Origin of the sequence: Nocardioides sp. (assembly GCF_036374615.1) — a bacterium.
GTDB lineage: Bacteria > Actinomycetota > Actinomycetes > Propionibacteriales > Nocardioidaceae > Nocardioides.
Genome location: NZ_DASUTK010000008.1, coordinates 1 through 22769, shown reverse-complemented (window position 1 = coordinate 22769; position 22769 = coordinate 1). Strand labels below are relative to the sequence as shown.

Genomic DNA, 22769 nt, shown 5'->3' with positions numbered 1-22769 from the left:
CGCCTCGAGCTTGCCGAGGTCGACCATCACGTCGTCGGGGTTGCGGCCCTGCTGGATGACCCCGGAGATGATGTCGCCCTCCTTGCCGGAGAACTCGCCGAACCTGATGTCGTCCTCGGCGTCGCGGAGCCGCTGCAACATGATCTGCTTCGCGGTGGTCGCCGCGATCCGGCCGAACCCGTCTGGCGTGTCGTCGTACTCCCCGACCTTCTCGCCCTCCTCGTTCAGCTCGGCGGCAAAGACCGTGACGTGCCCGGACTTGCGGTCGAGCTCCACCCGCGCCTGCTCCTGGGCACCGGGAGTCTTGTGGTACGCCGTGAGCAGCGCCTGCTCGATGGCCTCGACCAGGACCTCGAAGGAGATCTCCTTCTCGCGCTCGAGCGTCCTGAGGATGCTCAGGTCGATGTCCATGTCAGGCCTCCTTGCCGGTGGATCTGCCCGTGGCCCTGGCACCGGGACGGTTGAACTCGATCTGGACCAACGCCTTCGCCACGTCGGCGAAGGCGAGTCGTTGCTTCTTGCCGGAGACGTCCACCTCGACCGACTCCTCGTCGGAGCCGAGGATCCGGCCGGTGAGCACCTCACCGCCGGTCGTGGTCACCTTGACCAGCCGGTCGGCGTTGCGCCGCCAGTGGCGAGGCAGGGTCAGCGGCCGGTCCACGCCGCGGGAGGTGACCTCGAGCGTGTAGGGCTGCTCGCCCATCACGTCGGAGGCGTCGAGCACCTGCGAGACCTCACGGGTCGCGGCTGCGACGTCGTCGAGGGTGACGCCCCCGTCCTGGTCCACGGCAACGCGGAGGATCCGGCGCTTTCCGGCAGGGGTGATCTCGACGGCTTCGATGTCGAGACCGAGGGCGCGCAAGGGGTCGGTGAGCTCCGCTTCGATGCGGTCCCGAGTGGCGTCGCGTCTGGCGCTGGTCACGGGCGTCGACCTCCTTGTGCAGTTGAACCACCCACGATAGCGGTGGCCGCGAAGCTCCGGGAGTCCCGCCCAGTAGGGTCGGCCGGGTGATCGGCACCCCTCCACCGCGCGCCACCCGGCGGCGCCTCCTGGGGGCACCGATGGCGGTGGTGGCGGCCGGGATCGCCGTTGCCGGCTGCGACCTGGTGGGGGCCGAGGGACCGGGCACGTCGAGCACGTCCCCGACCCCGTCCGGCACGCCGGAAGCGACCTCGACGCCGGCTGCCGATCCCGACGAGGCGCTCGTGGCGCAGGTCCGTTCCGAGATCGCTGGGACGGCCGGCCTGGTCGCGGCCGCCGGGCGCGGTCGGCCGGCACTGCGACGGGAGCTGGCGCCGTACCGCCGGCTGCACGACCAGCACCTGGCGGCCCTGCCCGGCGATGACCCGCAGGTCGCTCGCACCGATGTCCGGGGTGACGCCGCAGCGGCCCGCCGGACGGTCAAGCGGAGCGAGCGGGCGCTGCAGGTCCAGCTCGCGGACGCGGCGGTCGGGGCGCGAAGCGGACCCCTCGCAGCCCTGCTGGCGAGCATGTCCGCCGCGGTCGCGCAGCGGCTGGCGTTCGACCAGACCGTTGACAGCGCCGTCGACAAGGACCGGGCATGACTCCGCTCGACGCGCTCCAGACGGCCCTGGCGGCCGAGCACGCCGCACTCCACATCTACGGTGCGCTGGGTGCCCGGACGTCGTTCTCAGCAACCCCTGGCCTGTACGCCGAGGTGGTGGCCGCGCACGACGCTCATCGGGACCTCCGCGACGAGCTCACCGCGCGGGTGCGCGAGGCCGGCGGCGAGCCGGTCGCGGCCGAGCCCGCCTACGAGCTCCCCTCACCGCTCGCCACGCCCGCAGACGTCACCGCGGCGGCCCTGGAGGTCGAGCGCGGTTGCGAGGCGACGTACGCATGGACGGTGGAGCAGACCAGCGGTCCGGACCGCAGGCTCGCGGTCGACGCCCTGACACGCACCGCGGTCCGTGCGCTGGCATTCCGAGGAAGTCCCGAGATCTTCCCCGGTCTGCGGCAGTAGCACGGACCGCGAACCGGAAACCCCTGTCCGGTGTGCGAGCCGCCGGGGTGGGGGCCAACGGGGGCTCGTGCAAAAGACTGCAGCACCGCAGGTCAGAGCGCGACCCGTAGGGCTCCTCACATATTTGCATTGCACATTTCTGCAGGTGTTGCGTCACGTGCATCGGGCCCGCGGCGTGCACCCGCGGGCCCGACACCGATGGGGGCGTCAACTGCGGTAGGCCGCCCACATGTCGTCCATCCGGCCGCTCTGTCCCTGCGTGAACTGCGTGTAGCAGGAGTCGTAGCTGTAGTCCATGTAGTTGTGGATCGGGTCGAGGCCGGGCAGCGAGCATGAGTCACGGCCCGCAGGGCAACCCTCGGTCGGGCTGCTCTGGGCCGGGGTGTCCGCCACCTCGTCGTTCAGCTGGGTGCAACCGCCCTGGAAGGTGTGGAAGAGCCCCAGCCAGTGACCGACCTCGTGCGTCGCGGTCTCGCCCAGGTTGTAGTTCTGGATCGGGCCGCCGGGAAGGGAGCCGTAGTGCACCCGCACGCCGTCGGTGCCCGAGTTCCTCGCGTAGTCCCAGGGGAACTGCGCGATGCCGAGGTAGCCGAAGTCGACCAGCCAGATGTTCAGCGCGTCGGCACCGCCTTGGCGAGTCTGCGTGCGGTACTTCTTGGACGCCCCGTCCCGGTGCCAGGTGTCGTTGTAGAACCGGTCGACGCCAGCCAGCGAGAAGGTGAACGACGTGTCCGCCGCGCTGCTGCTCTCGTCGCCGGAGAAGGTGGTGTTGAGGACGGCGACCTGCTGGTCGATCTGCGCGTTCGTCACGTCACCGGCGCCGTTCTTGGCCGCCATCACGTGGACGTAGACCGGAACCGTGACGGAAGCGGCCGCTTGCCTGTCCTGCTGGGCGCGGAGCAGGCGGTGGGTGCGCTGGGTGATGGCACGCTGCTCGGCCGCGCTGACGGCCCGCGTGTCGGGGCCGAAGCCACCGCGAGCCGTGTCGCTGTGGCCGTGCTCGTCGACGACCACGCAGGCCTGGTCACCGGCGACGTCCATCGCCTGGGCGGGGGCGGCCAGCCCCATGAGTCCGATCATTACGGCGCCGACAGCTGCTGTCCCGAGCCGTCGCAGTCCGGTGTCACGCATCGTTGGATTTCCTCTCGTCCGGGCCGCGCGGACGCGGCCGCCGCCGGTCCCCGATGAACCGGCGACCACACCCTGCCGCACGGATCGGCGGATGGCGAGAAGCGAGGCGAAGAAGTTTCAGCCGGTCGGGGTCCAGCGGCGGACGATCTCCGGGATCTCCGCCAAGTCGTGCGCGACCGCGTCCGGCTCCCCCTCCGTGTGGCCGACCTGGCTCGCCGGGATCGCGCTGTGCGGCACATGGATGGTCCGCATGCCGACATTGGCAGCGCCCCAGATGTCGTCGAACAGCCGGTCGCCCACATACACGCACTGGGCCGGGTCTGACTCTCCGATCGCCGCCATCGCGGCCTCGAAGGCCCTCGGGGACGGCTTGGTCCACGGGATCTCGCTCGTGTACACGTCGCCGTCGACCAGGTCGAGCACGCCGTCGCGTCGGAAGAACTCCTCATGCCACTCCCGTGGCCACACCGTGTTCGACAGGACGCCGACCTTCAGGCCGGCGTCCCGCAGCTCCCGCCACATCGGCCCGACAGCGGGGTCGGTGCTCGTGTGCGGCTCCCAGAAATCGTGGTACGCCGAGAGCAGCTCCGGGTCGTGAGCGAGCCCGGCCTCGTCGAAGAGGTCGGCGATCGTCGCACTCCGCTGCTGCTCCCGGCTGCGTCCCCAGATCGCGTCGCCGGCCGCCAGCAACCGCGCCGTGATCTCCTCGGGCGGGTGGTCGGCGTCGATGACGGCCTCGGCGAGGGCGGCCGACTCCGCGTGGAAGTCGATGTCGTGCCAGCGGGTCAGCGTGCCGCCCCAGTCGAAGATGACGGCTCGCACCTCAACCACCGGTGACGACGGCCGTGATCCGCTCGACCGCCTGTGCGACGGGCACGTCCTCCCTCTCGCCGGAGGCGCGGTCCCGCAGCTCGACCACCCCGTCGGCCAGTCGTCGCCCGACGGTGACGATCGTGGGCACGCCGATCAGCTCGGCGTCCTTGAACTTCACGCCGGGGCTCACCTTGCCGGTCCGGTCGTCGTAGATCACGTCGAGGCCCTTCGCCGAGAGCCCCTCGGCGATCAGCGCGGCCGTCTCGAAGACCTCACCCTCCTTGCCGGCGGCGACCAGGTGGACGTCCGCCGGCGCGACCTCGCGCGGCCAGCAGAGCCCGAGGTCGTCGAGCGTGTTCTCCGCGATCGCCGCGACCGCCCGCGACGGCCCGATCCCGTAGGAGCCCATGGTCACCGTGACCAGCTTCCCGGACTCGTCGAGGACCTGGAGACCGAGCGCCTCGGCGTAATTGCGGCCGAGCTGGAAGATGTGGCCCATCTCGATCCCGCGGGCCGCCTCGAGCGTGCCGTCGCAGCGCGGGCAGGGGTCGCCCTCGCGGACCTCGGCCGCCTCGATCGTGCCGTCGGGGGTGAAGTCGCGACCCACCACCAGGTCGATCACGTGCGAGCCCTCGACGTTGGCACCGGTGACCCACCGCGTGCCCTCGACGATGCGCGGGTCGACGGCGAACCGGATGCCCGACTCACTGTTCAGGCCCAGCGCGGTCGGGCCGATGTAGCCCTTCACGAGGGCGGGGTGGCGCTTCATCTCCTCGTCGTCCATCGGCTCGACCTCGGTGGGCTCGAGCTGGCCGGCCAGCCGCTTGAGGTCGATCTCGCGGTCGCCCGGGACGCCGATGGCGAGCGGCTCGCGCGTGCCGTCGGCGTGCTTGAGCACGACCAGCACGTTCTTGAGCGTGTCGGAGGCGTGCCACTTCCTGTCCTCGCGCGGGAAGGCCTCGTTGAGGTGGTCGACCAACGTCTCGATGGTCGGAGTGTTCGGGGTGTCCTCGGCGTGCGCGGGAGGCACGTCGTCGTACGGGACGGGGTCGGGAGCCCGCACCTCGACCGCCTCGACGTTCGCCGCGTAGTCACAGCTCGTGCAGCGCACGTAGGTGTCCTCGCCGACGTCGGCCTTCGCGAGGAACTCCTCCGACGCCGAGCCACCCATCGCGCCGGACGTCGCCTTGACGATGACGTACTCGAACCCGAGCCGGTCGAAGATCTTGATGTACGCCTCGCGGTGCGCCTGGTAGGAGCGCTCCAGCCCGGCGTCGTCGACGTCGAACGAGTAGGAGTCCTTCATGACGAACTCGCGGCCACGCAGCAGGCCCGCTCGCGGACGCGCCTCGTCGCGGTACTTGTTCTGGATCTGGTAGATCCACAGCGGCAGGTCCTTGTACGACGAGTACAGGTCCTTCACCACGAGCGTGAACATCTCCTCGTGGGTGGGGCCGAGCAGGTAGTCGTTGCCCTTGCGATCCTTGAGCCGGAAGATGCCGTCGCCGTAGTCGACCCACCGATTACTCGCCTCGTAGGGCTCCTTGGGCAGCAGCGCCGGGAACAGCAGCTCCTGGGCGCCCATGGCGTCCATCTCCTCGCGGATGACCTGCTCGATCTTGCGCAGCACCCGCAGCCCCAGCGGCAGCCAGGTGTAGATGCCCGGCGCGGCCCGCCGGATGTACCCCGCCCGGACCAACAGCCGGTGGCTCGACACCTCGGCGTCCGCGGGGTCGTCGCGAAGGGTGCGCACGAACAGGCTGGACATCCGCAGGATCATGGGCGGAAGGCTACTTGTCACGTGGTGCGCGACTCGACCTGGTTATGGACGGCAACCTTTCGCTGCCCGACCACGTCTGAGGGGCGAGACCGGGAAGGCCCCGGTTCACGAGCTCGGGGGAGACACTCATGAAGATCAAGCTGGCCGCTCTCGGAGCGGCCGCCGCGACGGTCGCCGTCCTGACCGGCGGCCTCACCACGCCGGCCGCGTCCGCACCTCAGGACGTCGTCGAGATCCAGCCGTCCACGCTGGCGCGGGGGGCCGATCCGCAGATCGCGTTCCAGGACCGGAAGCGGATCCTGGACGGCGACGTCCGGGTCTACGTCGACGTCAAGAACATGTGGCTGGTGGGAGAATCCGGGGAGGACTACCTGATCCTGACCTGGGGCAGCGGCAATCGATACCAGATCCGCCTGGTCGATCCCGACGGGAACCTGACGCTGCTCCGCCGGGGCGGTCCGGTGCTCGCGAGCGCCGTGCTCTCCGGCGACGGCTCGCGCTTCGCCACGGTCCAGCAGGGCCGTCGCAGGTCGACCGTCCGGGTGTACGACGCCACGGACGGCACGCTGCAGGCCAGCCGCGTCGTGGCCGGTGTGGCCAGCGTGCTCGATCTGGACGACCGGCGGGTCGTCCTCGGCACCTGGGGCCCCAACCGAACTCTGTCCTGGAACACCACCACCGACCGCCGCCGCATCCTTGTGGAGAAGGTCGGCTACGCCGCCTCGATCGAGGCCGACCGGGTCGCCTGGTACACCCGCGACCCGTACCGCCGCGGCCGCAGCGTCGTGGCGACCCTCTCTGACACCGACACCCGACTGTGGCGCTCCCGCTCGCTGCGGGTGGCGGAGTTCTCGGCCGACGGCGGCCATCTCGCGACGATCGCGCTGCTGTCCGACGGCATCGGTCCCAGCGAGGTCCAGGTGCGCGAGGTCGACGGCACGGTCCTCGACAAGTACCGCGCCGTGTGGTTCGGCCGGATCGCGTTCGAGGACTCCGACACGGTGCTCCTCCACGTGTTCGGCAAGCGGAAGGCAGCCATCGTCCGCTGCACCGACGCTGTGTGCGAGCGCGCCTCGCGGCTACGACGCGCTGTCCCGTAGTCGCCCTGACCCACCGCACACCCGCGGCGTGTGCCTGAGAGTGCGCCCTGGCGCACTCTCAGGCACACGAGGCAGGTCGGAAGGCAGGCGTATCAGGGGGTCGGCTCACGGCTCCTGAGCGGCATGGCCCACTCCCTGGATCTGGTGCTCCTCCGTGCCGCGGCCGGCTTCGGCAAGTCCACCGCGCTCGAGGTCGCCCGGCCCCGGGACGGGCTGGTCCTGACGGCCCGAGAGGCGCTCGACTCGTTGCCCGAGTCTCGGTGGCTGGGCATCGACGACCTCCACGAGCTCGACCCTCGCGACCAGCAGGGGTTGCTCGAGGCGGTCGCCGCACACCGGTCCACCACGCACCTGGTCGTCGCCTCGCGCGACCCGCTCCCACCAGTGGCGGCGCGCGAGCTGCGGGGGCGCGAACGCGGTCCCGAAGACCTGTGCCTGTCGCCGTACGACGTCCGCCGCGTGCTGCTGGACGAGTACGGCGTGGCAGACCCGGAGGTCCCGGTCGAGGTCCACGCCCTCACGGCCGGCTGGCCGACCCTGGTGCACCTCGCAGCCGAGGAACTCGCCCGCCGGCCCGACGTCGACGTCCGGTCAGCGCTCTCGTCGCGCGGCGCGCCCGCGACGGGATGGGTCCAGCGCGAGGTGCTACCGACGCTGCGGCCGGACGCGCGACGCCTGCTGGCCGGCCTGGCGGGGCTGGGACCGCTCGCGCCAGAAGTCTTCGATCGGGTCGCCGACGTTCTCGACGTCGGCCCGCGCGACTGGTCCGGCGACCTCACGTCGTTCGGCATCCTCACGCCGTTGCGCGGCCTGGGACGGGACGGACTGGTGGAGATCGTTCCGGTTCTCGCCGACGTGCTCCCTGAGGACGAAGGGCCGTCCGCGGTGACGCTGCGTGCCGCTGCCGGTGCGTTGGCAGGATCCGGTCTGCCGTTCGGCGCCGCCTTGACGTACGTGCGTGCGGGAGACCTGGCCCGGGCGCTCGGACTCGTCGCCGACCGGGGCGAGGAGATGCTGCGGGGCGGGAACGCCGCCGGAGTGATCGAGCTGGTCGCGGCCGCCCCAGACGAGCTCGTGACCGATGCGATCCGGATGACCCTCGCCGACGCGCACAGGATCTGTGGCAACCTCGCCGGAGCCAGCCGCGCCTTCCGACCGCTCGTGGCGGCCGCGGAGGCCGCGGCCGACGCCGGTTGGACACCTGCCCTGGCCGTTCGGGTCGCCGCCGTCGACTACGCCGCCGGCCGCCTGGACAGCGCGCTCCAGACGCTGGCCCGCGGCGAGGCTGCCTCCCATGAGGTCGTCGACGCCGAGCACGACGAGGTCGAGACGGTCGAGCTGCTGTCGTCGCGGGTGCATGTCCTCTGTTCGCTCGGCAGGGGCGCCGAAGCCGAGACCGATGCCGCGGAGGTGCTCGCACGCGCCGAGGTCATCGGCGAACCGCGGGCGGTCGCCGCGGCCCACCTCGCCATGGCCCGCGTCAGCCACGGGGAACGCAAGGAGGCGCACCACGAGTTCGCGCTGCGTGCCGCCACAATCGCGGGTGACGTCATCACCGCCTCCCGGATCCTGGTGAACCAGTCCTGCCGGCTGCTGGCGACCGCGCGCTACGACGACGCCACCCGCGTCGCGCGTGCGGCACTCCAGGCCGCGGACCTGGGCATCTCCACCGGCCGTCGAGCCGCCGCGCTGCACAACCTCGCCGAGGCGCTCATGGAGCGCGGCGAGTACGACGAGGCGAGCTGGCACCTGCTCCGGGCCGTCGCCCTGTGCCGGCGACTCGGCACCGGCCGCACCGCGCTCGGCCTGCTGGGCCTGGCCGAGATCGACCGCCGGCTCGGCCACGACCAGCGGGCGCGGGCGCGCTACCTCGAGGCGGTCGAGCTGGCCCGCGGGTCCGGTGAGACCCAGGTGCTCGTGCCTGCCCTGGCGGGGCTCGCGCGGTTGTGGCCGACGGGGACCGACCGACCTGAGAGCCTCGAGCAGTTGCAGGCCGCCGCCGACGAAGCGATGCGCGAAGCCTCCGGTGAGCATCTCCCCTTCGCGCTCACCGCCGCCGGCTGGGTAGCCCTGCGCCGCGGAGACCACCATGGCGCCCGGGAGCTCGCCCACCGGTCGGTCGCAGCTGCCCGCGCGCTGCAGGCCTACGACCTGCTGGCCGATGCCTTGGAGCTGTCAGCGGCATGCGGTGAGCACGTCGACGACACCCATCGCGACCTCGCCGAGGCGCTGGCCATCTGGAGCGAGGGCGGAGCCAGCCCCGCCGCGGCTCGGGTCGAGGTCCAGATCGGCCGGCTCGACGGCGCCGACGGCACCGAACGCTCCCGCGCCCGCGACGCCGTCCGCACGCTGCAGCGGCTCGGGGTGCGGCACGTCCACGGCCACCCGGTCTCGACCACGGGAGCACCTCCGGTGGCGATCAGCGTCCTGGGCGGTTTCCAGGTCGCCGTGGAGGGTGCCGAGGTGCCGCTGCCTGCCTGGCGCTCGCGCCAGGCCCGGACGTTGGTGAAGATCCTGGCCGGTCGGCGGGGGCGTCCCGTCACCCGCGACTGGCTCCGTGAAGCGCTGTGGCCCGACGACGACCCGAGCAAGACCGGGCACCGACTCTCGGTCCTCCTCACGACGGTGCGCGGTGTGCTGGATCCTGAGCGGCGGTGGCCGAACGACCGCTTCGTCGGCGCCGACCCGAGCGGGGTGTGGCTGGAGCTGGGATCGGTGACCCTGGATCTCGACGTCCTGGTCCGCGACGCGGAGGTCGCCGCGCGGTTGATGGACTCGGGCGAGACCGACCGAGCCGCGGAGATCCTGGCCGACATCGACGCGCGGTTCCAAGGCGAGCCCTTCGACGACGAACCGGGTGAGGAGTGGGCCGACGCAGCCCGCGAGGAGGTCCGGGCCGCCTGGCAACGCTCGGTGCGTCGCCTCGCCGCACTGCGCCGGAAGGCGGGTCGGGTGGGCGACTACCAGGGCCTGCTGGTCCGGCTGCTCGCGGCCGACCGGTACGACGACACCAGCCACCGGCTGCTGGTGGCCAGCCTGGTCGACTCCGGTCGGCACGGCGAGGCCAGGCGTGCGTTCAGCCGGTGGACCGAGGCGATGCGGGAGATCGGCGCCCCAGGACCGGATCCGACGATCCTGGAGCGACGTCCTCGCAGCCGGCCGCTTCCACGCGCGCACGTCCAACCGATGGCGTTGTGACGCGGTACTGATGCGTCCTCGCCACCCTGACTTCTCGCGCCGCACCGGGCGGCGCGGCGGCCGTCGGCCGCACGTTCCAGGAGGAACCATGACACGACTCAGCACAGCCCTCGTCACCGTCGTCCTCGGCCTGCTCGCCGCGCTCGTCGCGCCTCCGCTGCTCGCTGCGGCGCAGGATGCGGGAGCCCAGGGCGACTGCGGCGACAGCGGCACGGCCGTCCACGGCACGCCCGGCGACGACCAGCTCACCGGGACCTCCGGTGACGACCTGATCTACGGCCACGGCGGTGACGACACGATCAACGGTCTCGGCGGAGACGACACGATCGTCGGCGGGAACGGGCGCGACGACATCCGTGGCGGAGGCGGCAAGGACTGCCTCGGCGGCGGCAACGGCAACGACGACGTCAGCGGCGGCGCGGGCGACGACAAGATCTGGGGCGGCGACGGCCGCGACATGCTGCGCGGCGGCAAGGGCAAGGACCACGTCGACGGCGGCAAGGGGCACGACAGCATGCCGGACAAGAGCCAGGACGACACCACGCTCCGGGTCGAGCACTGACCCCCTGGTACCTCAGAACATCACGGTCGCGAACGTGGCCGTCTGCCGGAACCCCACACGGTCGTAGCTCCGGCGGGCGGCCACGTTGTAGTCGTTGACGTAGAGCGACACCACGGGCGCGAGGTCGGCCCGGATCGCCCTGACCACCGCGGCGATGCCAGCGGTGCCGAGCCCCTGGCCGCGACGGTCGGGATCGACGTACACCCCCTGCACCTGCGCAGCGTGCGGCGACAGGCACGCGACCTCTGCCTTGAACACGACCTGCCCGTCCTCGATCCGGGCGAACGACCAGCCGCGCGCCACCAGGTTGCGGACCCGAGTGCGGTAGAAGTCGGCGCCACCGAAGGCCTCCGGGCTGACGCCGACCTCCTCGGTGTACATGGCGACGCAGGCGGGGTACAGCACCTCGGCCTCGTTGAGCGTGGTCCGGCGGACCAAGGGGTCCGGCGCCACCTTCGGATCGGCCGCGATCTCCAGGTGAGGCTGGTTCCAACGCTGGTCACGCGGTGTGCCCCAGGCCTCGGAGACGACGTCCCAGAACGCTCGCACCGCGGGCAGTGGCCCCACGATCGTGGTGGCGGTGCGCGGCCGGGTGAGCGCTCGCTCGGCGAAGGCCCGGGCGTCATCGGCGTCGGCCTGCACCGGCACCAGGTTGGCGCCGACGTGACACGCCGCCCGCAGCTCGCCGTCATCGAACCGGCCCCACACCTCGCCACCCAGCCAGCGCGGCTCCAGGTTCGTGACCCTCGCTCGATGGGCGGCGAAGACGTTGACGACGGGGTCGCGCGCGGCGAGGCGCTGGAACGCGTCGAGGTCGGACGCGCCCAGCACCTTCACTCCGTGACGCGTGCTCAGCACACCCGGAGCCTACGGCGGGCGAGTGCCCCACCGGGCCGGGTCCCGCTGAGAAGTTGTGGGGCGCCGGGTCGGGCACAGTGACCCTCCCTACGAGCTCACCAGCGCTGCGCTAACGCGCCACAACCGCGCGGCTGCGGGCTGGTCGCGGCTCGACGGGGACGACCGGCGGGGACGGCTGTTGCTGAAGTAGCGGCCGGTGACTCCGTCGAGCTGGGCGGCGGAGGCCACATGGATCGAGGTCGCAGCACCCCGCTCGGGCGTCTTCATCAACGGACGCAGGACGGGCACGAGCAGCCGCTGCGTCCGCCCCGGATCCTCGGCCCCGAACGAGGTGCTCACGACGCCGGGATGCACGGCGTTGGCCGTGACCCCGCTCCCGTCGAGCCGTCTGGCCAGCTCGAAGGTGAACAGGACGTTGGCGAGCTTCGACTGGTTGTAGGCGCGGGCGCCGGAGTAGGAGCGCTCCCCCTGCAGGTCCTCGAAGTCGATCCGACCCTGCGCGTGCGCGTGGGAGGCCACGGTGACCACGCGACCCTGGCCGCGTTGCTCCAGACGCGCGAGGAGCAGGTCGGTCAGCAGGAACGGCGCGAGGTGGTTGACGGCGAGCGTCCGCTCCAGGCCGTCGACAGTGCGATGTCGGGTGCTCCAGTAGCCCCCGACGTTGTTCACCAGCACATCGATGCGTGCCAGCCGCAGGAGCGCTTCGTCCGCCAGACGGCGTACCTCCCCTTGTGAGGAGAGGTCGGCCACGAAGACGTCGACGTGCGCCCCGGTTGCGGAGCGGATCTCACGCGCCGCGTCGTCGGCGCGGGCGGCGTCCCTGCCGGTGATCGCGACGTGCGCGCCCATCCTGGCCAGCCCCAGAGCCGTGGCCTTGCCGATCCCGCCGGTGCCACCGGTGATCAGGACGGTTCGGCCGGCCATCGAGGTCATGGTCTTCAGGCGTGCTGTGTCGTCGTAACGGTCACGGGCGGTCCGTCGTACGCCGCGGGCGTGAATCCCTTGGTGAGCAGCCAGACCGCGAGGGTCAGCTCGAAGAGGGCGCCCGGGATGAGGAGCACGAGGCTGAGGGGGAGGCCGAAGAGCTCGGTTGCGGCACCGGTCATGTGGGTCGCGTAGCCGACCAGCCCCAGGACCGCCAGCCACCTCGGCACCAGGCCGGAGCGGTACAGCAGGGCGGCCAGGAAGAGCGCGCCGAAGGCGAGCGAGAGCTGGCCGATCTGGTAGGCCGTCTCGTTCGCGTCGACTGCGAGCGACCCGAGGGACTGGGCGACATCGCCGTCGAGCTGTCCGGCGGCGGCCTGGTCGGCGAGCGGGATGATCATGAGCAGCGCGAGCACCCCGACGGTCATCAGGGCCATCTCGAAGATCATGGTGGCCAGGTAGGCGACCGCAGTGCGCTTGCCGTGACGCTCGAGCACCGGGAAGAAGATGACGGCCTTGCCGATGTCGACGGCAGTGGTCGCGATCATGAGGAATGCGCCGAGCGCGAGGGTGGTCTGCATCGAGCCGACGTCCGCGAGGAAAGTGGGGCCGTCGACCACCGAGCTCACCAGGAGCGATCCGGTCCCGTAGACCAGGAATCCCGCGAGGAACAGCCCTCCGATCAGCCGGGACGACCACATCCGGGACCCCGTCGGCGGATCTGGTTGCTGCGTGATTCCGACGCGGGCCGCGGGCCCGCCGCGGGTCGGTACTGCGGCGCTCGTGGTCACGTGGCTACCTCGTGTCTCGTGTTGGACCGGCGGAGAACCCCGCCGGAGGTGCTCAGATGGTGATGGCGACCTTGCCGCGCACCTGGCCGGCCACCAGCCGTTGCATGGCGTCCGGCACCTGGTCGAGCGGATAGGTCTGGTCGACGCTGGGCGTCACCTGGCCGGCGTCGATGAAGCCAGTGAGCCGCTCCAGGTCGCTGGCTCGCTCCTTGTTGATGAAGTTCGCGAACCGCTGGGAGACGAAGGGTGAGAGCGCGAGCGCACGCAGCGTGCGGTTCATCCCCCCGGTGAGGTCTCCGCCGGCCTCGCCGCCGACGATCACCGCCGTGCCCTTCGGCGCGAGTGCTCGACGGAGCCGCCGCAGCGTGGGGTTCCCGGCGATGTCGAGCACCAGGTCGTAGGGCCCGGTCGCTGCGAAGTCCTCGCTGGTGTAGTCGACGACGTGCTCCGCGCCCAGGGAACGGACCAGGTCGAGCTTGGCCGTGCTGGCAACGCCGGTGACCTCGGTCCCGAGGGCCGTGGCGAGCTGTACGGCGTAGCTCCCGACCCCGCCGGATGCACCGATGACCAGCACCCGCTGGCCGGGCTCGAGGCGACCGTGATCGGTCAGCGCCTGGAGTGCGGTCGCGGCCGAGATCGGGACCACCGCGGCCTGCTCGAACGACAGGCTCGCGGGCTTGCGCGCCAGCTTGTCCTCGGGGGCCACGGCGTACTCCGCGAACGAGCCGCGGCCCACGCCGTACACCTCGTCGCCGACCGCGAACCTGGTCACGCCGGCACCGACGGCGGCGACCGTGCCGGCGAGGTCGCGCCCGGGCACCCGGTCCTTGGGTCCGCGGAGGCCGAGGCCGGCGATCCGCATCAGGTAGGGCTTGCCGGTCATCAGGTGCCAGGTCCCGCGGTCGAGGCCGGCGGCGTGCACCCGGACCAGGACGTCGTGCTCGCCGACCTCGGGTCGGGCGATGCTCGCGAGCCTGAGGACACCGGACTCGCCGTACCGGTCCTGGACGACGGCTCGCATCTCACCGGTGTCCGCGTGCCCACCTCCAGCGGCGGGGGCTCCGGGCTCGGTGGCGGGTCTCATGGCTCTCCTCAGGACGCGGTGTGTCGGTTGCTGTCGTACTTAGTACGGCTAAGGTACCGTACAAAGTACGAACACACCATCGCCGGACCGATTTCTTTGCGAGAGGGGGCCACCCATGGCCCGAGGGTCGACCGAGGACCGGGTGGCACGACCGCGGCTCAGCCGCGAGCGCGTGCTGCGGGGCGCCATGGCCATCGCGGACGAGGGGGGCATCGACTCCCTGACGATCCGGTCCCTCGCACAGGGCCTCGGCGTGAAGCCGATGTCCGTCTACTACTACGTCGCCAACAAGGACGAGATCCTCGACGGCATCATCGATCTCGTCTTCAGCGAGATCGAGCTGCCGGCGGCCGGCGGGGACTGGCGGGTGGAGATGCGCCGGCGAGCAGACTCGACCCGGACCACGCTCCGCTCCCATCCGTGGGCGATCGGCCTGATGGAGTCACGGACCAGCCCCGGTCCCGCCACGCTGCGTCACCACGACGCCGTCATCGCCACCCTTCGGGGCGCGGGCTTCTCGCAGGAGCTGACCGCCCACGCGTACGCCCTGATCGACAGCTACGTCTACGGTTTCGCCCTCCAGGAGATCGGACTGCCCTTCGAGGGCGCTGACACGGTCGCGGACGTCGCGGAGCCGATCATGGAGCAGTTCGCCACGGGCGAGTACCCCCACATGGTGGAGATGGCCACCGACTACTACCTCCGGCCCGGCTACGACTTCGGTGACGAGTTCACGTGGGGGCTCGACCTGATCCTCGACGCACTCGTTCGGCGTCTCGGCTGACGCGGCCGAGCAAGCACGGTCAAGTGTCGGCGTCGCGAGCGTGATGTGCTCGGGACATGACGGACACCAGCCAACGCGTCGCCCTCGTCGCCGGCGCCACCCGCGGCTGCGGTCGCGCGATCGCCGTCGAGCTCGGTCGGGCGGGATTCCACGTGTACGCCACCGGGCGCTCGAGCCGCACGAGCGGGCGTTCCGAGATCGGCCGCCCGGAGACGATCGAGGAGACGGGCGACCTGATCGAGGCGGCCGGCGGTCGTGGCACCGCCCTGGTCGTCGATCACGAGGACAGCTCAGAGGTGGCTGGTCTGGTCGCGAGGATCGAGCAGGAGCAGGGGCGGCTGGACGTGCTCGTGAACGACATCTTCGGCGGCGACCGCTACGCCCAGTGGGAGAAGCCGTTGTGGGAGCACGACCTCGAGGGCGGCTGGCGGATGGTCGGGATGGGAGTGCGCACCCACCTCGTGACCGCGCACCACGCGCTGCCGCTCATGCTGCGGTCGACGACCGCCGCCTCGCCCGGTCTGGTGGTGGAGATGACCGACGGCACGTTCGAGGCGAACCGCGAGTTCCGGGCGGGTGTCGGCTTCTATTACGACTTCGTGAAGGCGTGTGTCCAGCGGATCGTGGTCGGCCTGACCCACGAGCTGCGCGAGCACCCGGTGACAGCGCTCGCGGTCACACCGGGCTGGATCCGGTCCGAGGCGATGCTCGAGCACTTCGGTGTGCGCGAGGACAACTGGCGCGATGCGTTGGACAAGGTGCCGGGGTTCGCGATCAGCGAGTCCCCCGCATACGTCGGGCGCGGGGTCGCCGCGCTGGCGGGTGACCCTGGCCACGGCCGCTGGGCGGGGCAGTCGCTCACGTCGTACGACCTGGCGGCGACGTACGGCCTCACCGACGTCGACGGCTCACGCCCGGACTGCTGGCGGCTGATCGCCGACCACGGGTTCGACCACGGCCACGTGGACGTGACCGGCTACCGCTGACCCACCTCATGACACGGAGACGCTCGCCTGGCCGCCTTCGACGGGATCCATGCCCTCGGCGATCCGCATCGCCTCCTCGATCAGGGTCTCCACGATCTGGCTCTCGGGCACGGTCTTGATCACCTCGCCCTTGACGAAGATCTGGCCCTTGCCATTGCCGGACGCGACCCCGAGGTCGGCCTCGCGCGCCTCGCCCGGGCCGTTGACGACGCAGCCCATGACGGCGACCCGCAGCGGTACCTCGAGGCCGTCCAGACCTGCCGTGACCTCGTCGGCGAGCTTGTACACGTCGACCTGCGCCCGGCCGCACGAGGGGCAGGACACGATCTCGAGTCGGCGCGGCCGCAGGTTGAGCGACTCCAGGATCTGCAGTCCGACCTTGACCTCCTCCACCGGCGGCGCGGACAGGCTGACCCGGATCGTGTCACCGATCCCCTTGCTGAGCAGGGCGCCGAACGCGACGGAGGACTTGATGGTGCCCTGGAACGCCGGGCCGGCCTCGGTGACGCCGAGGTGGAGGGGCCAGTCGCCGGCCTCCGCGAGCAGCTCGTACGCACGCACCATCACGATCGGGTCGTTGTGCTTGACGGAGATCTTGAAGTCGTGGAAGTCGTGCTCCTCGAAGAGGCCGGCCTCCCAGACTGCGGACTCGACCAGGGCCTCGGGCGTGGCCTTGCCGTACTTCTCCAGCAGCCGTTTGTCGAGGCTGCCCGCGTTGACGCCGATCCGGATCGAGGTGCCGTGGTCCTTCGCCGCCTGGGCGATCTGCTTGACCTGGTCGTCGAACTTCCGGATGTTGCCGGGGTTGACGCGGACGGCGGCACAACCGGCCTCGATGGCGGCGAAGACGTACTTCGGCTGGAAGTGGATGTCGGCGATGACCGGGATCTGGCTCTTGCGGGCGATCGCCGGCAGTGCCTCCGCGTCGTCGGCACTCGGGCACGCGACCCGCACGATGTCGCAGCCCGAGGCGGTCAGCTCGGCGATCTGCTGGAGCGTGGAGTTGATGTCGGAGGTGAGCGTGGTCGTCATCGACTGCACCGAGATCGGGTGGTCGCTGCCGACGCCCACCTTCCCGACCTGGATCTGTCGGGTCGGACGGCGCGGTGCGAGCACCGGCGGCGGGGCGGCAGGCATGCCCAGGTCGATCGCGGTCATGCCACCCAGGTTAGCCGTGGGTTTCGAGACGGGCGCTGCGCGCCCTCCTCGACCAACGGGGTCATGACTCGAGACTGAGCGGCACCACGAGGTCCCCGACGATCAGGACCACGCCGAGCACCAGGATCACCGACGCCATCACGTAGGCGATCGGGAGCAGCTTGGCGACGTCGACGTACCCGGGGTCGGGGCGGCCGAGCACCCGTGCGATCCCGCGGCGGATGCCTTCGTACAGGGCACCCGCGATGTGCCCGCCGTCCAGCGGCAGCAGCGGGACGAAGTTGAACATCCCGATGAAGAAGTTGAAGCCGGCGACCAGCAGCAGCAGCGAGATGGTCTTCTCGCGGACCGGGAAGTCCTCGGCCGAAGCCAGCTCACCGGCGAACCGCCCGCCGCCGACGATGCTGACCGGGCTGTCCTTCGCCCGTTCCTCGGCGCCGACGATCGCCTGGGCCACGCCCCACACCTTGACCGGCAGCGTGCCGAGCGCCTGGACCGTGGCGACCGTCATGTGGCCCATCCGGTCGACCGTGTAGAGCACGCCGCCGGTGCGCAGCTCCGCCTCCGGTACGACGCCGAGGAAGCCGACCTGGACCAGCGTGTCGTCGGTGATGCTCGTGGGCCGGAGCTCGACGGTGGTGTTGGTGTTCACCGTCACACGCTCACCATCGCGGAGCACCACGATCTCGGCAGCGCCGTCGTCGTTGCCGCGGATCAGCCGCTGCAGCTGTTCCCAGTCGGTGATCCGCTGACCGTTGAACGCCACGAACCGGTCACCCGGCTCCAGCCCGGCCTCGCTGGCGGGCGTGGGCTTGTCGCGCAGCTCTGCGGCGGTGCAGGCCCGGCCGTCCTCCGCGGCGGGCACGATGCAGGGCGCGACCTCGTCGACCACCGGCTTGACCAGGGCCTCCTCGGGGTCCGGGTTGCCGTAGAGCGCGAAGATCGGGGCGAAGATCAGGAACGCGATCAGGATGTTCACGGTCGGCCCGCCGGCCATGACGATGACCTTCTTCCACCAGGCGAGCTTGTAGAAGAGCCGGTCCTCGTCCCCTGGCTTGATGTGCTCCTCCTCCGCGGCGCGGGCGTCGGAGATCAGCTGGGTGAACATCCCGGTGTTGGAGCGTCGCAGCCGGATCACCCGGTTGCCGTCCTCGTCGAACACGGGGTGCTCGCGGTCCTCGTCGAGCTCGTCGGCGCCCGGGGGCAGCATCCCGACGATCTTCACGTAGCCGCCGAGCGGGATCGCCTTGACGCCGTACTCGGTCTCGCCGACCTGCTTGCTCCACACGGTGGGCCCGAAGCCGATGAACCACTGGGTGACCTTGCCGCCGAACTTCTTCGCCGGGATCAGGTGCCCGAACTCGTGCAGCCCGATCGACGCGAGGATGGCGACCACGAAGATCACCACGCCCAGCGTGTAGTAGACGGCGGTCATGTCGGGTCCTCGGTCGTGGGCTCGATGTGAGCGGCGGCGGTGGTGCGTGCCCACGTGTCGGCGGCGAGGACGCCGTCGACGGTGAGCTGCTCCCTCGAGGGTACGTCGTGCTCCCTCAGCACCGCAGCGACAGTCGGCACGATGTCGACGAACCGCAACCTGCCCTCGTGGAACGCATCCACGCACACCTCGTTCGCCGCGTTGTACACCGCCGGCGCGGTGCCGCCGCGCAGGCCCGCCTCGCGAGCCAGTGCGACGGCCGGGAACGCCTCGTTGTCGAGCGGCTCGAAGCGCCAGTCGGCGCCCTTGCTCCAGTCGATCGGGGTCTCGGCGTCGGGCACCCGGTCCGGCCAACCGAGGCCGAGCGAGATCGGCACCAGCATCGTCGGCAGGCCGAGCTGGGCGACCACGGCGCCGTCGACGAACTCCACCATCGAGTGGATCAGCTGCTGGGGGTGGACGACCACGTCGATCGCGTCGAACGGTACGTCGAACAGCAGATGGGCCTCGATCACCTCGAGCCCCTTGTTGACAAGGGTGGCGGAGTTGGTCGTGATCACCCGCCCCATGGCGAAGTTCGGGTGGGCCAGCGCCTCCTCCGGCGTCACGTCCGCCAGCTGGTCGCGGGTGCGGCCGCGGAACGGGCCGCCACTCGCCGTGAGCACCAGACGTCGTACCTCTCCGGCGGAGCCGGCGCGCAGGCTCTGCGCAATCGCACTGTGCTCGCTGTCGACCGGCACGATCTGCCCTGGTCGTGCCATGTCGTGGACCAGCGGACCACCGATGATCAGGCTCTCCTTGTTGGCGAGCGCGAGCGTGGTGCCCGCCTCGAGCGCCGCGAGCGTGGGCCTGAGCCCGACGGCGCCGGTGATGCCGTTGAGCACCACGTCGGCCTCCATCCTGGCGGCCGCGACGCTGGCGTCCTCCCCCAGCCCCGACACGGACGGGCCGAACTCGGCCACCTGCCGCTCGAAGAGCTCTGGGTTCGAGCCGCCGGCGGTCAGCCCGACGACCCGGAAGCGGTCGGGGTTGTCGCGCACCAGGTCGAGGGCCTGGGTCCCGATCGATCCGGTCGACCCGAGCACCACCACGTCACGTCGCTGCACGCCACCATCCTCGCAGCGTCGCGACCGGCGCGGCTGGACGCCCGGGCTCGAGCTGGCCGGAAGAGCGGACGAAGCCGCCGGGGTCCTCTCAGGCTTGAGCGTCCGCTTCGAGGTCGCGAAGTACTCGGAGCAGGACTCTCTCGACCTGGTGAGGTGCGATGCGCGGTACGGCGGACGTGGTGCGTGCAGCGAGAGCAAGCTCGACGCCGCTCAGGGAGGGGTCTCGTTCGAGGGCCCAACGGGCGGCGTACGTCTTGGACGTGTGCTCACCGGACACCGCGAAGATCCACATCCGACACGCTGTCACCACCATGTGAACCGCGTTCTGGTCGTCGTCGATCCGCTCGAGCCAGGTTCGAAGCCAGGCAGTGCCGTTGGCGCGAACACGGTCCGCTGGTACTTCACCGAGGACACGACGTGGCTCCGGACCCAGGAGCGAGCGTCCGTTGGCCCGGGCCTCGGACAGCTCCGGCCACAGGTCCGGCACACAGCCGTCGCGACCTTCGACCTCCAGCTCCTCGCCTGAGCCTGGCCAGTGCCCGACCATGAGCTCTCTACCGGGGGAATCGGCAGGCGATTCGGCCGTCCGTCGGGTCACGACCAGCAGGTCGACGCCCGCTGCCGGACCCAGGTCGGCGCCGCGAACGGCCTCGACGAGCGCATCGGCCTGGGTCGCCGTCAGGCCGCGCTCCACGACGAGGAGCAGATCAAGGTCACTCTTTCCCGGTCGAAAGTCGTCCATGGTCAGAGACCCGTGGAGGATCGCTGAGACCAAGGTCGCTTGCAGGATGTCAGCGCACGAGTCGGCCAGTTGCTTCACCGCCGCAACTGCTGCCTCCTCGACGCTGCTCATCTCGGCTTCCTATCAGCCGAAGAGCGCCCAACGGAACACACACGCACGTGTCGCGTTGAGGGCGGAGCAGGGTTGCTCACCGGCCACGGCAGCTGTCGCTGCCGTTTGTGTCCAAACGGCAGACCCGGAGATCAGGCCGTGGTCGCGAAGGCCTCCCCGACCACGCCGAACGCCTCGTCGAGCAGGTCGTCGGAGATCGACAGCGGCGGCAGGAACCGGAAGACATTGCCCCAGGTGCCGCAGGTCAGGGTGACGACGCCCGCCTGGTGGCAGGCGGCGTTCACCGCGGCTGCCCGAGCCGCGTCGGGCTCGGTCGTGCCCGGGGTGCACAGCTCGATCGCCATCATGGCCCCGCGACCACGGATGTCCGCGATCACGGGGTGGTTCGCACGCAGCTTCTCCAGGTGGGCAGTCATCTGGGCACCGATCTCGCGCGCCCGCGCGGCGAGGTCGTGCGTGCGCATCTCCTCCAGGGCGCCAAGGGCCGCGGCGCACGCGATCGGGTTGCCGCCGTAGGTGCCGCCGAGGCCGCCGGCGTGGACGCTGTCCATCAGCTCGGCGCGGCCGGTGACCGCGGCCAGCGGGAGCCCGCCGGCGATGCCCTTCGCAGTGGTGACCAGGTCAGGGACGACCCCCTCGTGGTCGCACGCGAACCAGTCACCGGTGCGGCAGAAGCCCGACTGGATCTCGTCGGCGACGAACACGACACTGTTCGCGCGGCACCACTCGGCCAGCGCGGGCAGGAACCCGGGAGCGGGGACCACGAAGCCGCCCTCACCCAGGATCGGCTCGATCACGACGCACGCGAGGTTGTCGGCGCCGACCTGCTTGTCGAGCACGTCGATCGCGCGAGCGGCCGCTGCCTCGCCCGACAGCCCGTCGCGCAGCGGGTACGACAGCGGCGCCCGGTAGATCTCTCCGGCGAACGGACCGAAGCCGTGCTTGTAGGGCATGTTCTTCGCCGTCATCGCCATCGTCAGGTTGGTGCGACCGTGGTAGGCGTGGTCGAACACCGCGACCGCGTCCCGCCCGGTCGCGACGCGACTGATCTTGACGGCGTTCTCGACCGCCTCGGCGCCGGAGTTGAAGAGCGCCGACTTCTTGGCGTGGTCGCCGGGCGTCACCTCCGCCAGCGCCGCGCAGACATCCACGTAGCCGTCGTACGGCGTGACCATGAAGCAGGTGTGGGTGAACGCGTCGACCTGCTCGTGCACGCGCCGGGCGACTGCGGGGGCGGCGTTCCCGACCGACGTGACGGCGATGCCCGACCCGAGGTCGATCAGGGAGTTCCCGTCGGCGTCGACGATCACGCCACCGCCCGCGGCGGTCACGAAGACCGGCAGCACGGTGCCGACCCCGTCGGCGACATGGGTGCGCTTGCGCTCCAGGGCGGCGACCGAGGCCGGCCCCGGGATCTCCGTGACGAGGCGGCGCTGCTGCGGCAGGGCGGGTCCGCCGGTAGGCGATGTCATGTCAGCTCCTTCATCCCCCACGGCGAGCCGTAGGCGGTCAGCAGGTCGAGGAACGGCACGGCGTCGAACGCCTCGGGCCCGAGGACTCCCGAGCCCGACCAGGTGCCGTTCGCCAGCAGCTCGAGGGCGATCACGGGGTTGACGGCCGTCTGCCAGACGACGCACTGGTGGCCGTACTCCGTCATCGCCCAGTCGTTGTCGACGACGTGGTAGAGGTACGTCGAGCGGGGCCGGCCGTCGGTGCCGGTACCGGTCACCCACAGTCCCGCGCAGGTCTTGCCCGTCATCCGGGGGCCCACGGTGGCGGGGTCGGGCAGCACCGCCGCCACGACGTCACGCGGGCTCACCTCAACACCCTTCACGCGCACCTTCTCGGTGCGGTCGAGGCCGAGGGTGTTCAGCACCTTGAGGATGTTGATGAACTCGTCGCCCAGGCCGTACTTGAACGTCACCCGCTTGCAGTCGACCCAGCGCGGCATGAGGAGCACCTCCTCGTGCTCGACGTTGACGCACTCCACCGGACCGATGCCTTCTGGGAAGTCGAACACCTCGGGCTCGCTGAACGGCTCGGTGGTGAACCAGCCGCCGTCGACGTCCACGCTCGCGCGCTCCCAGATCACCGGCGGGTTGAGGCACTCCTCGATCGTGGTCCACATCGAGAACGACGGCGCGAAGATCTCGTTGCCGTCGTCGTCGGTCACGACCAGGTTGGCGCCGTCCCGGGTGCCCAGCTCGTCGATGTCGGAGAA

The 22769-nt window shown here is 70.9% G+C and carries 22 protein-coding genes; 7 read left to right on the top strand and 15 right to left on the bottom strand.

The window, feature by feature from the left end; genetic code table 11:
- Nucleotides 1-411, bottom strand: a 411-nt coding sequence (locus VFZ39_RS00420; RefSeq protein WP_330863739.1) for a NusA N-terminal domain-containing protein, incomplete at its 3' end; no start/stop codon positions are given.
- 1 nt (nt 412) lies between these two features.
- Nucleotides 413-922: a ribosome maturation factor RimP gene (rimP, locus tag VFZ39_RS00415; RefSeq protein ID WP_330863738.1), complete on the bottom strand. Its 510-nt coding sequence runs from the start codon at nt 920-922 to the stop codon at nt 413-415.
- Nucleotides 923-1008: 86 nt separating this feature from the next.
- Here rimP and VFZ39_RS00410 point away from each other — a divergent pair, with 86 nt between their 5' ends.
- On the top strand, nt 1009-1566 hold the full coding sequence (locus VFZ39_RS00410) for a hypothetical protein (RefSeq protein WP_330863737.1): 558 nt from the start codon (nt 1009-1011) through the stop codon (nt 1564-1566).
- Complete coding sequence (locus VFZ39_RS00405; protein ID WP_330863736.1) at nt 1563-1985, top strand: DUF4439 domain-containing protein; 423 nt, start codon at nt 1563-1565, stop codon at nt 1983-1985. The genes VFZ39_RS00410 and VFZ39_RS00405 overlap by 4 nt, the downstream gene beginning before the upstream one ends.
- Nucleotides 1986-2192: 207 nt before the next feature.
- On the opposite strand, the gene VFZ39_RS00400 is transcribed toward VFZ39_RS00405, so the two are convergent.
- The 3 genes from VFZ39_RS00400 to VFZ39_RS00390 all read right to left on the bottom strand — a co-directional run bounded on the left by VFZ39_RS00400 (nt 2193) and on the right by VFZ39_RS00390 (nt 5709).
- Complete coding sequence (locus VFZ39_RS00400; protein ID WP_330863735.1) at nt 2193-3116, bottom strand: zinc metalloprotease; 924 nt, start codon at nt 3114-3116, stop codon at nt 2193-2195.
- A gap of 117 nt (nt 3117-3233) precedes the next feature.
- The gene (locus tag VFZ39_RS00395; protein ID WP_330863734.1) at nt 3234-3938 is read right to left on the bottom strand and encodes an HAD family hydrolase; all 705 of its coding nucleotides are present in this window, start codon (nt 3936-3938) and stop codon (nt 3234-3236) included.
- Nucleotide 3939: 1 nt separating this feature from the next.
- The gene (locus tag VFZ39_RS00390) at nt 3940-5709 is read right to left on the bottom strand and encodes a proline--tRNA ligase (protein ID WP_330863733.1); all 1770 of its coding nucleotides are present in this window, start codon (nt 5707-5709) and stop codon (nt 3940-3942) included.
- Between the two features lie 128 nt (nt 5710-5837).
- On the opposite strand from VFZ39_RS00390, the gene VFZ39_RS00385 reads away from it, so the two are divergent.
- The 3 genes from VFZ39_RS00385 to VFZ39_RS00375 all read left to right on the top strand — a co-directional run bounded on the left by VFZ39_RS00385 (nt 5838) and on the right by VFZ39_RS00375 (nt 10569).
- A complete protein-coding gene (locus tag VFZ39_RS00385) occupies nt 5838-6809 on the top strand; it encodes a hypothetical protein (RefSeq protein ID WP_330863732.1) in 972 nt (323 codons plus the stop codon).
- Nucleotides 6810-6932: 123 nt separating this feature from the next.
- Nucleotides 6933-10007: a tetratricopeptide repeat protein gene (locus tag VFZ39_RS00380; protein WP_330863731.1), complete on the top strand. Its 3075-nt coding sequence runs from the start codon at nt 6933-6935 to the stop codon at nt 10005-10007.
- A gap of 88 nt (nt 10008-10095) precedes the next feature.
- On the top strand, nt 10096-10569 hold the full coding sequence (locus VFZ39_RS00375) for a calcium-binding protein (protein ID WP_330863730.1): 474 nt from the start codon (nt 10096-10098) through the stop codon (nt 10567-10569).
- 12 nt (nt 10570-10581) lie between these two features.
- Here VFZ39_RS00375 and VFZ39_RS00370 read toward each other — a convergent pair whose 3' ends face one another.
- From VFZ39_RS00370 to VFZ39_RS00355, 4 genes are all read right to left on the bottom strand, one after another.
- Nucleotides 10582-11427: a GNAT family N-acetyltransferase gene (locus VFZ39_RS00370; protein WP_330863729.1), complete on the bottom strand. Its 846-nt coding sequence runs from the start codon at nt 11425-11427 to the stop codon at nt 10582-10584.
- Between the two features lie 87 nt (nt 11428-11514).
- On the bottom strand, nt 11515-12351 hold the full coding sequence (locus VFZ39_RS00365; RefSeq protein ID WP_330863728.1) for an SDR family NAD(P)-dependent oxidoreductase: 837 nt from the start codon (nt 12349-12351) through the stop codon (nt 11515-11517).
- A gap of 14 nt (nt 12352-12365) precedes the next feature.
- Entirely contained in the window at nt 12366-13052 is a 687-nt protein-coding gene (locus VFZ39_RS00360) for a DUF4386 domain-containing protein (RefSeq protein WP_330863727.1), read from the bottom strand.
- Between the two features lie 142 nt (nt 13053-13194).
- Complete coding sequence (locus VFZ39_RS00355; protein WP_330863726.1) at nt 13195-14226, bottom strand: NAD(P)-dependent alcohol dehydrogenase; 1032 nt, start codon at nt 14224-14226, stop codon at nt 13195-13197.
- Between the two features lie 115 nt (nt 14227-14341).
- Here VFZ39_RS00355 and VFZ39_RS00350 point away from each other — a divergent pair, with 115 nt between their 5' ends.
- Both VFZ39_RS00350 and VFZ39_RS00345 read left to right on the top strand, forming a co-directional pair.
- Nucleotides 14342-15010 (top strand): TetR/AcrR family transcriptional regulator, encoded by a 669-nt coding sequence (locus VFZ39_RS00350; protein WP_330863725.1) that lies wholly within the window; start codon nt 14342-14344, stop codon nt 15008-15010.
- Nucleotides 15011-15066: 56 nt separating this feature from the next.
- Nucleotides 15067-15996: an SDR family oxidoreductase gene (locus VFZ39_RS00345; protein ID WP_330863724.1), complete on the top strand. Its 930-nt coding sequence runs from the start codon at nt 15067-15069 to the stop codon at nt 15994-15996.
- Nucleotides 15997-16002: 6 nt separating this feature from the next.
- Here the strand turns inward: VFZ39_RS00345 and ispG are convergent, their stop codons facing one another.
- From ispG to VFZ39_RS00315, 6 genes are all read right to left on the bottom strand, one after another.
- A complete protein-coding gene (gene ispG, locus VFZ39_RS00340; RefSeq protein ID WP_330863723.1) occupies nt 16003-17154 on the bottom strand; it encodes a flavodoxin-dependent (E)-4-hydroxy-3-methylbut-2-enyl-diphosphate synthase in 1152 nt (383 codons plus the stop codon).
- Between the two features lie 61 nt (nt 17155-17215).
- Nucleotides 17216-18589 carry a M50 family metallopeptidase gene (locus VFZ39_RS00335; protein WP_330863722.1) on the bottom strand — a complete coding sequence of 458 codons (1374 nt, stop codon included), beginning with the start codon at nt 18587-18589 and terminating at the stop codon, nt 17216-17218.
- Nucleotides 18586-19695, bottom strand: coding sequence for a 1-deoxy-D-xylulose-5-phosphate reductoisomerase (gene dxr / locus VFZ39_RS00330; protein ID WP_330863721.1), 1110 nt, complete (start codon nt 19693-19695; stop codon nt 18586-18588). Before dxr ends, VFZ39_RS00335 begins: the two co-directional genes overlap by 4 nt.
- A gap of 88 nt (nt 19696-19783) precedes the next feature.
- Nucleotides 19784-20548, bottom strand: a complete 765-nt coding sequence (locus VFZ39_RS00325; RefSeq protein WP_330863720.1) for an aminoglycoside adenylyltransferase domain-containing protein — start codon at nt 20546-20548, stop codon at nt 19784-19786.
- Between the two features lie 131 nt (nt 20549-20679).
- Complete coding sequence (gabT, locus tag VFZ39_RS00320) at nt 20680-22020, bottom strand: 4-aminobutyrate--2-oxoglutarate transaminase (RefSeq protein WP_330863719.1); 1341 nt, start codon at nt 22018-22020, stop codon at nt 20680-20682.
- On the bottom strand, nt 22017-22769 hold a 753-nt coding region (locus VFZ39_RS00315), incomplete at its 5' end, for a saccharopine dehydrogenase family protein (protein WP_330863718.1). The genes VFZ39_RS00315 and gabT, both read right to left, overlap by 4 nt.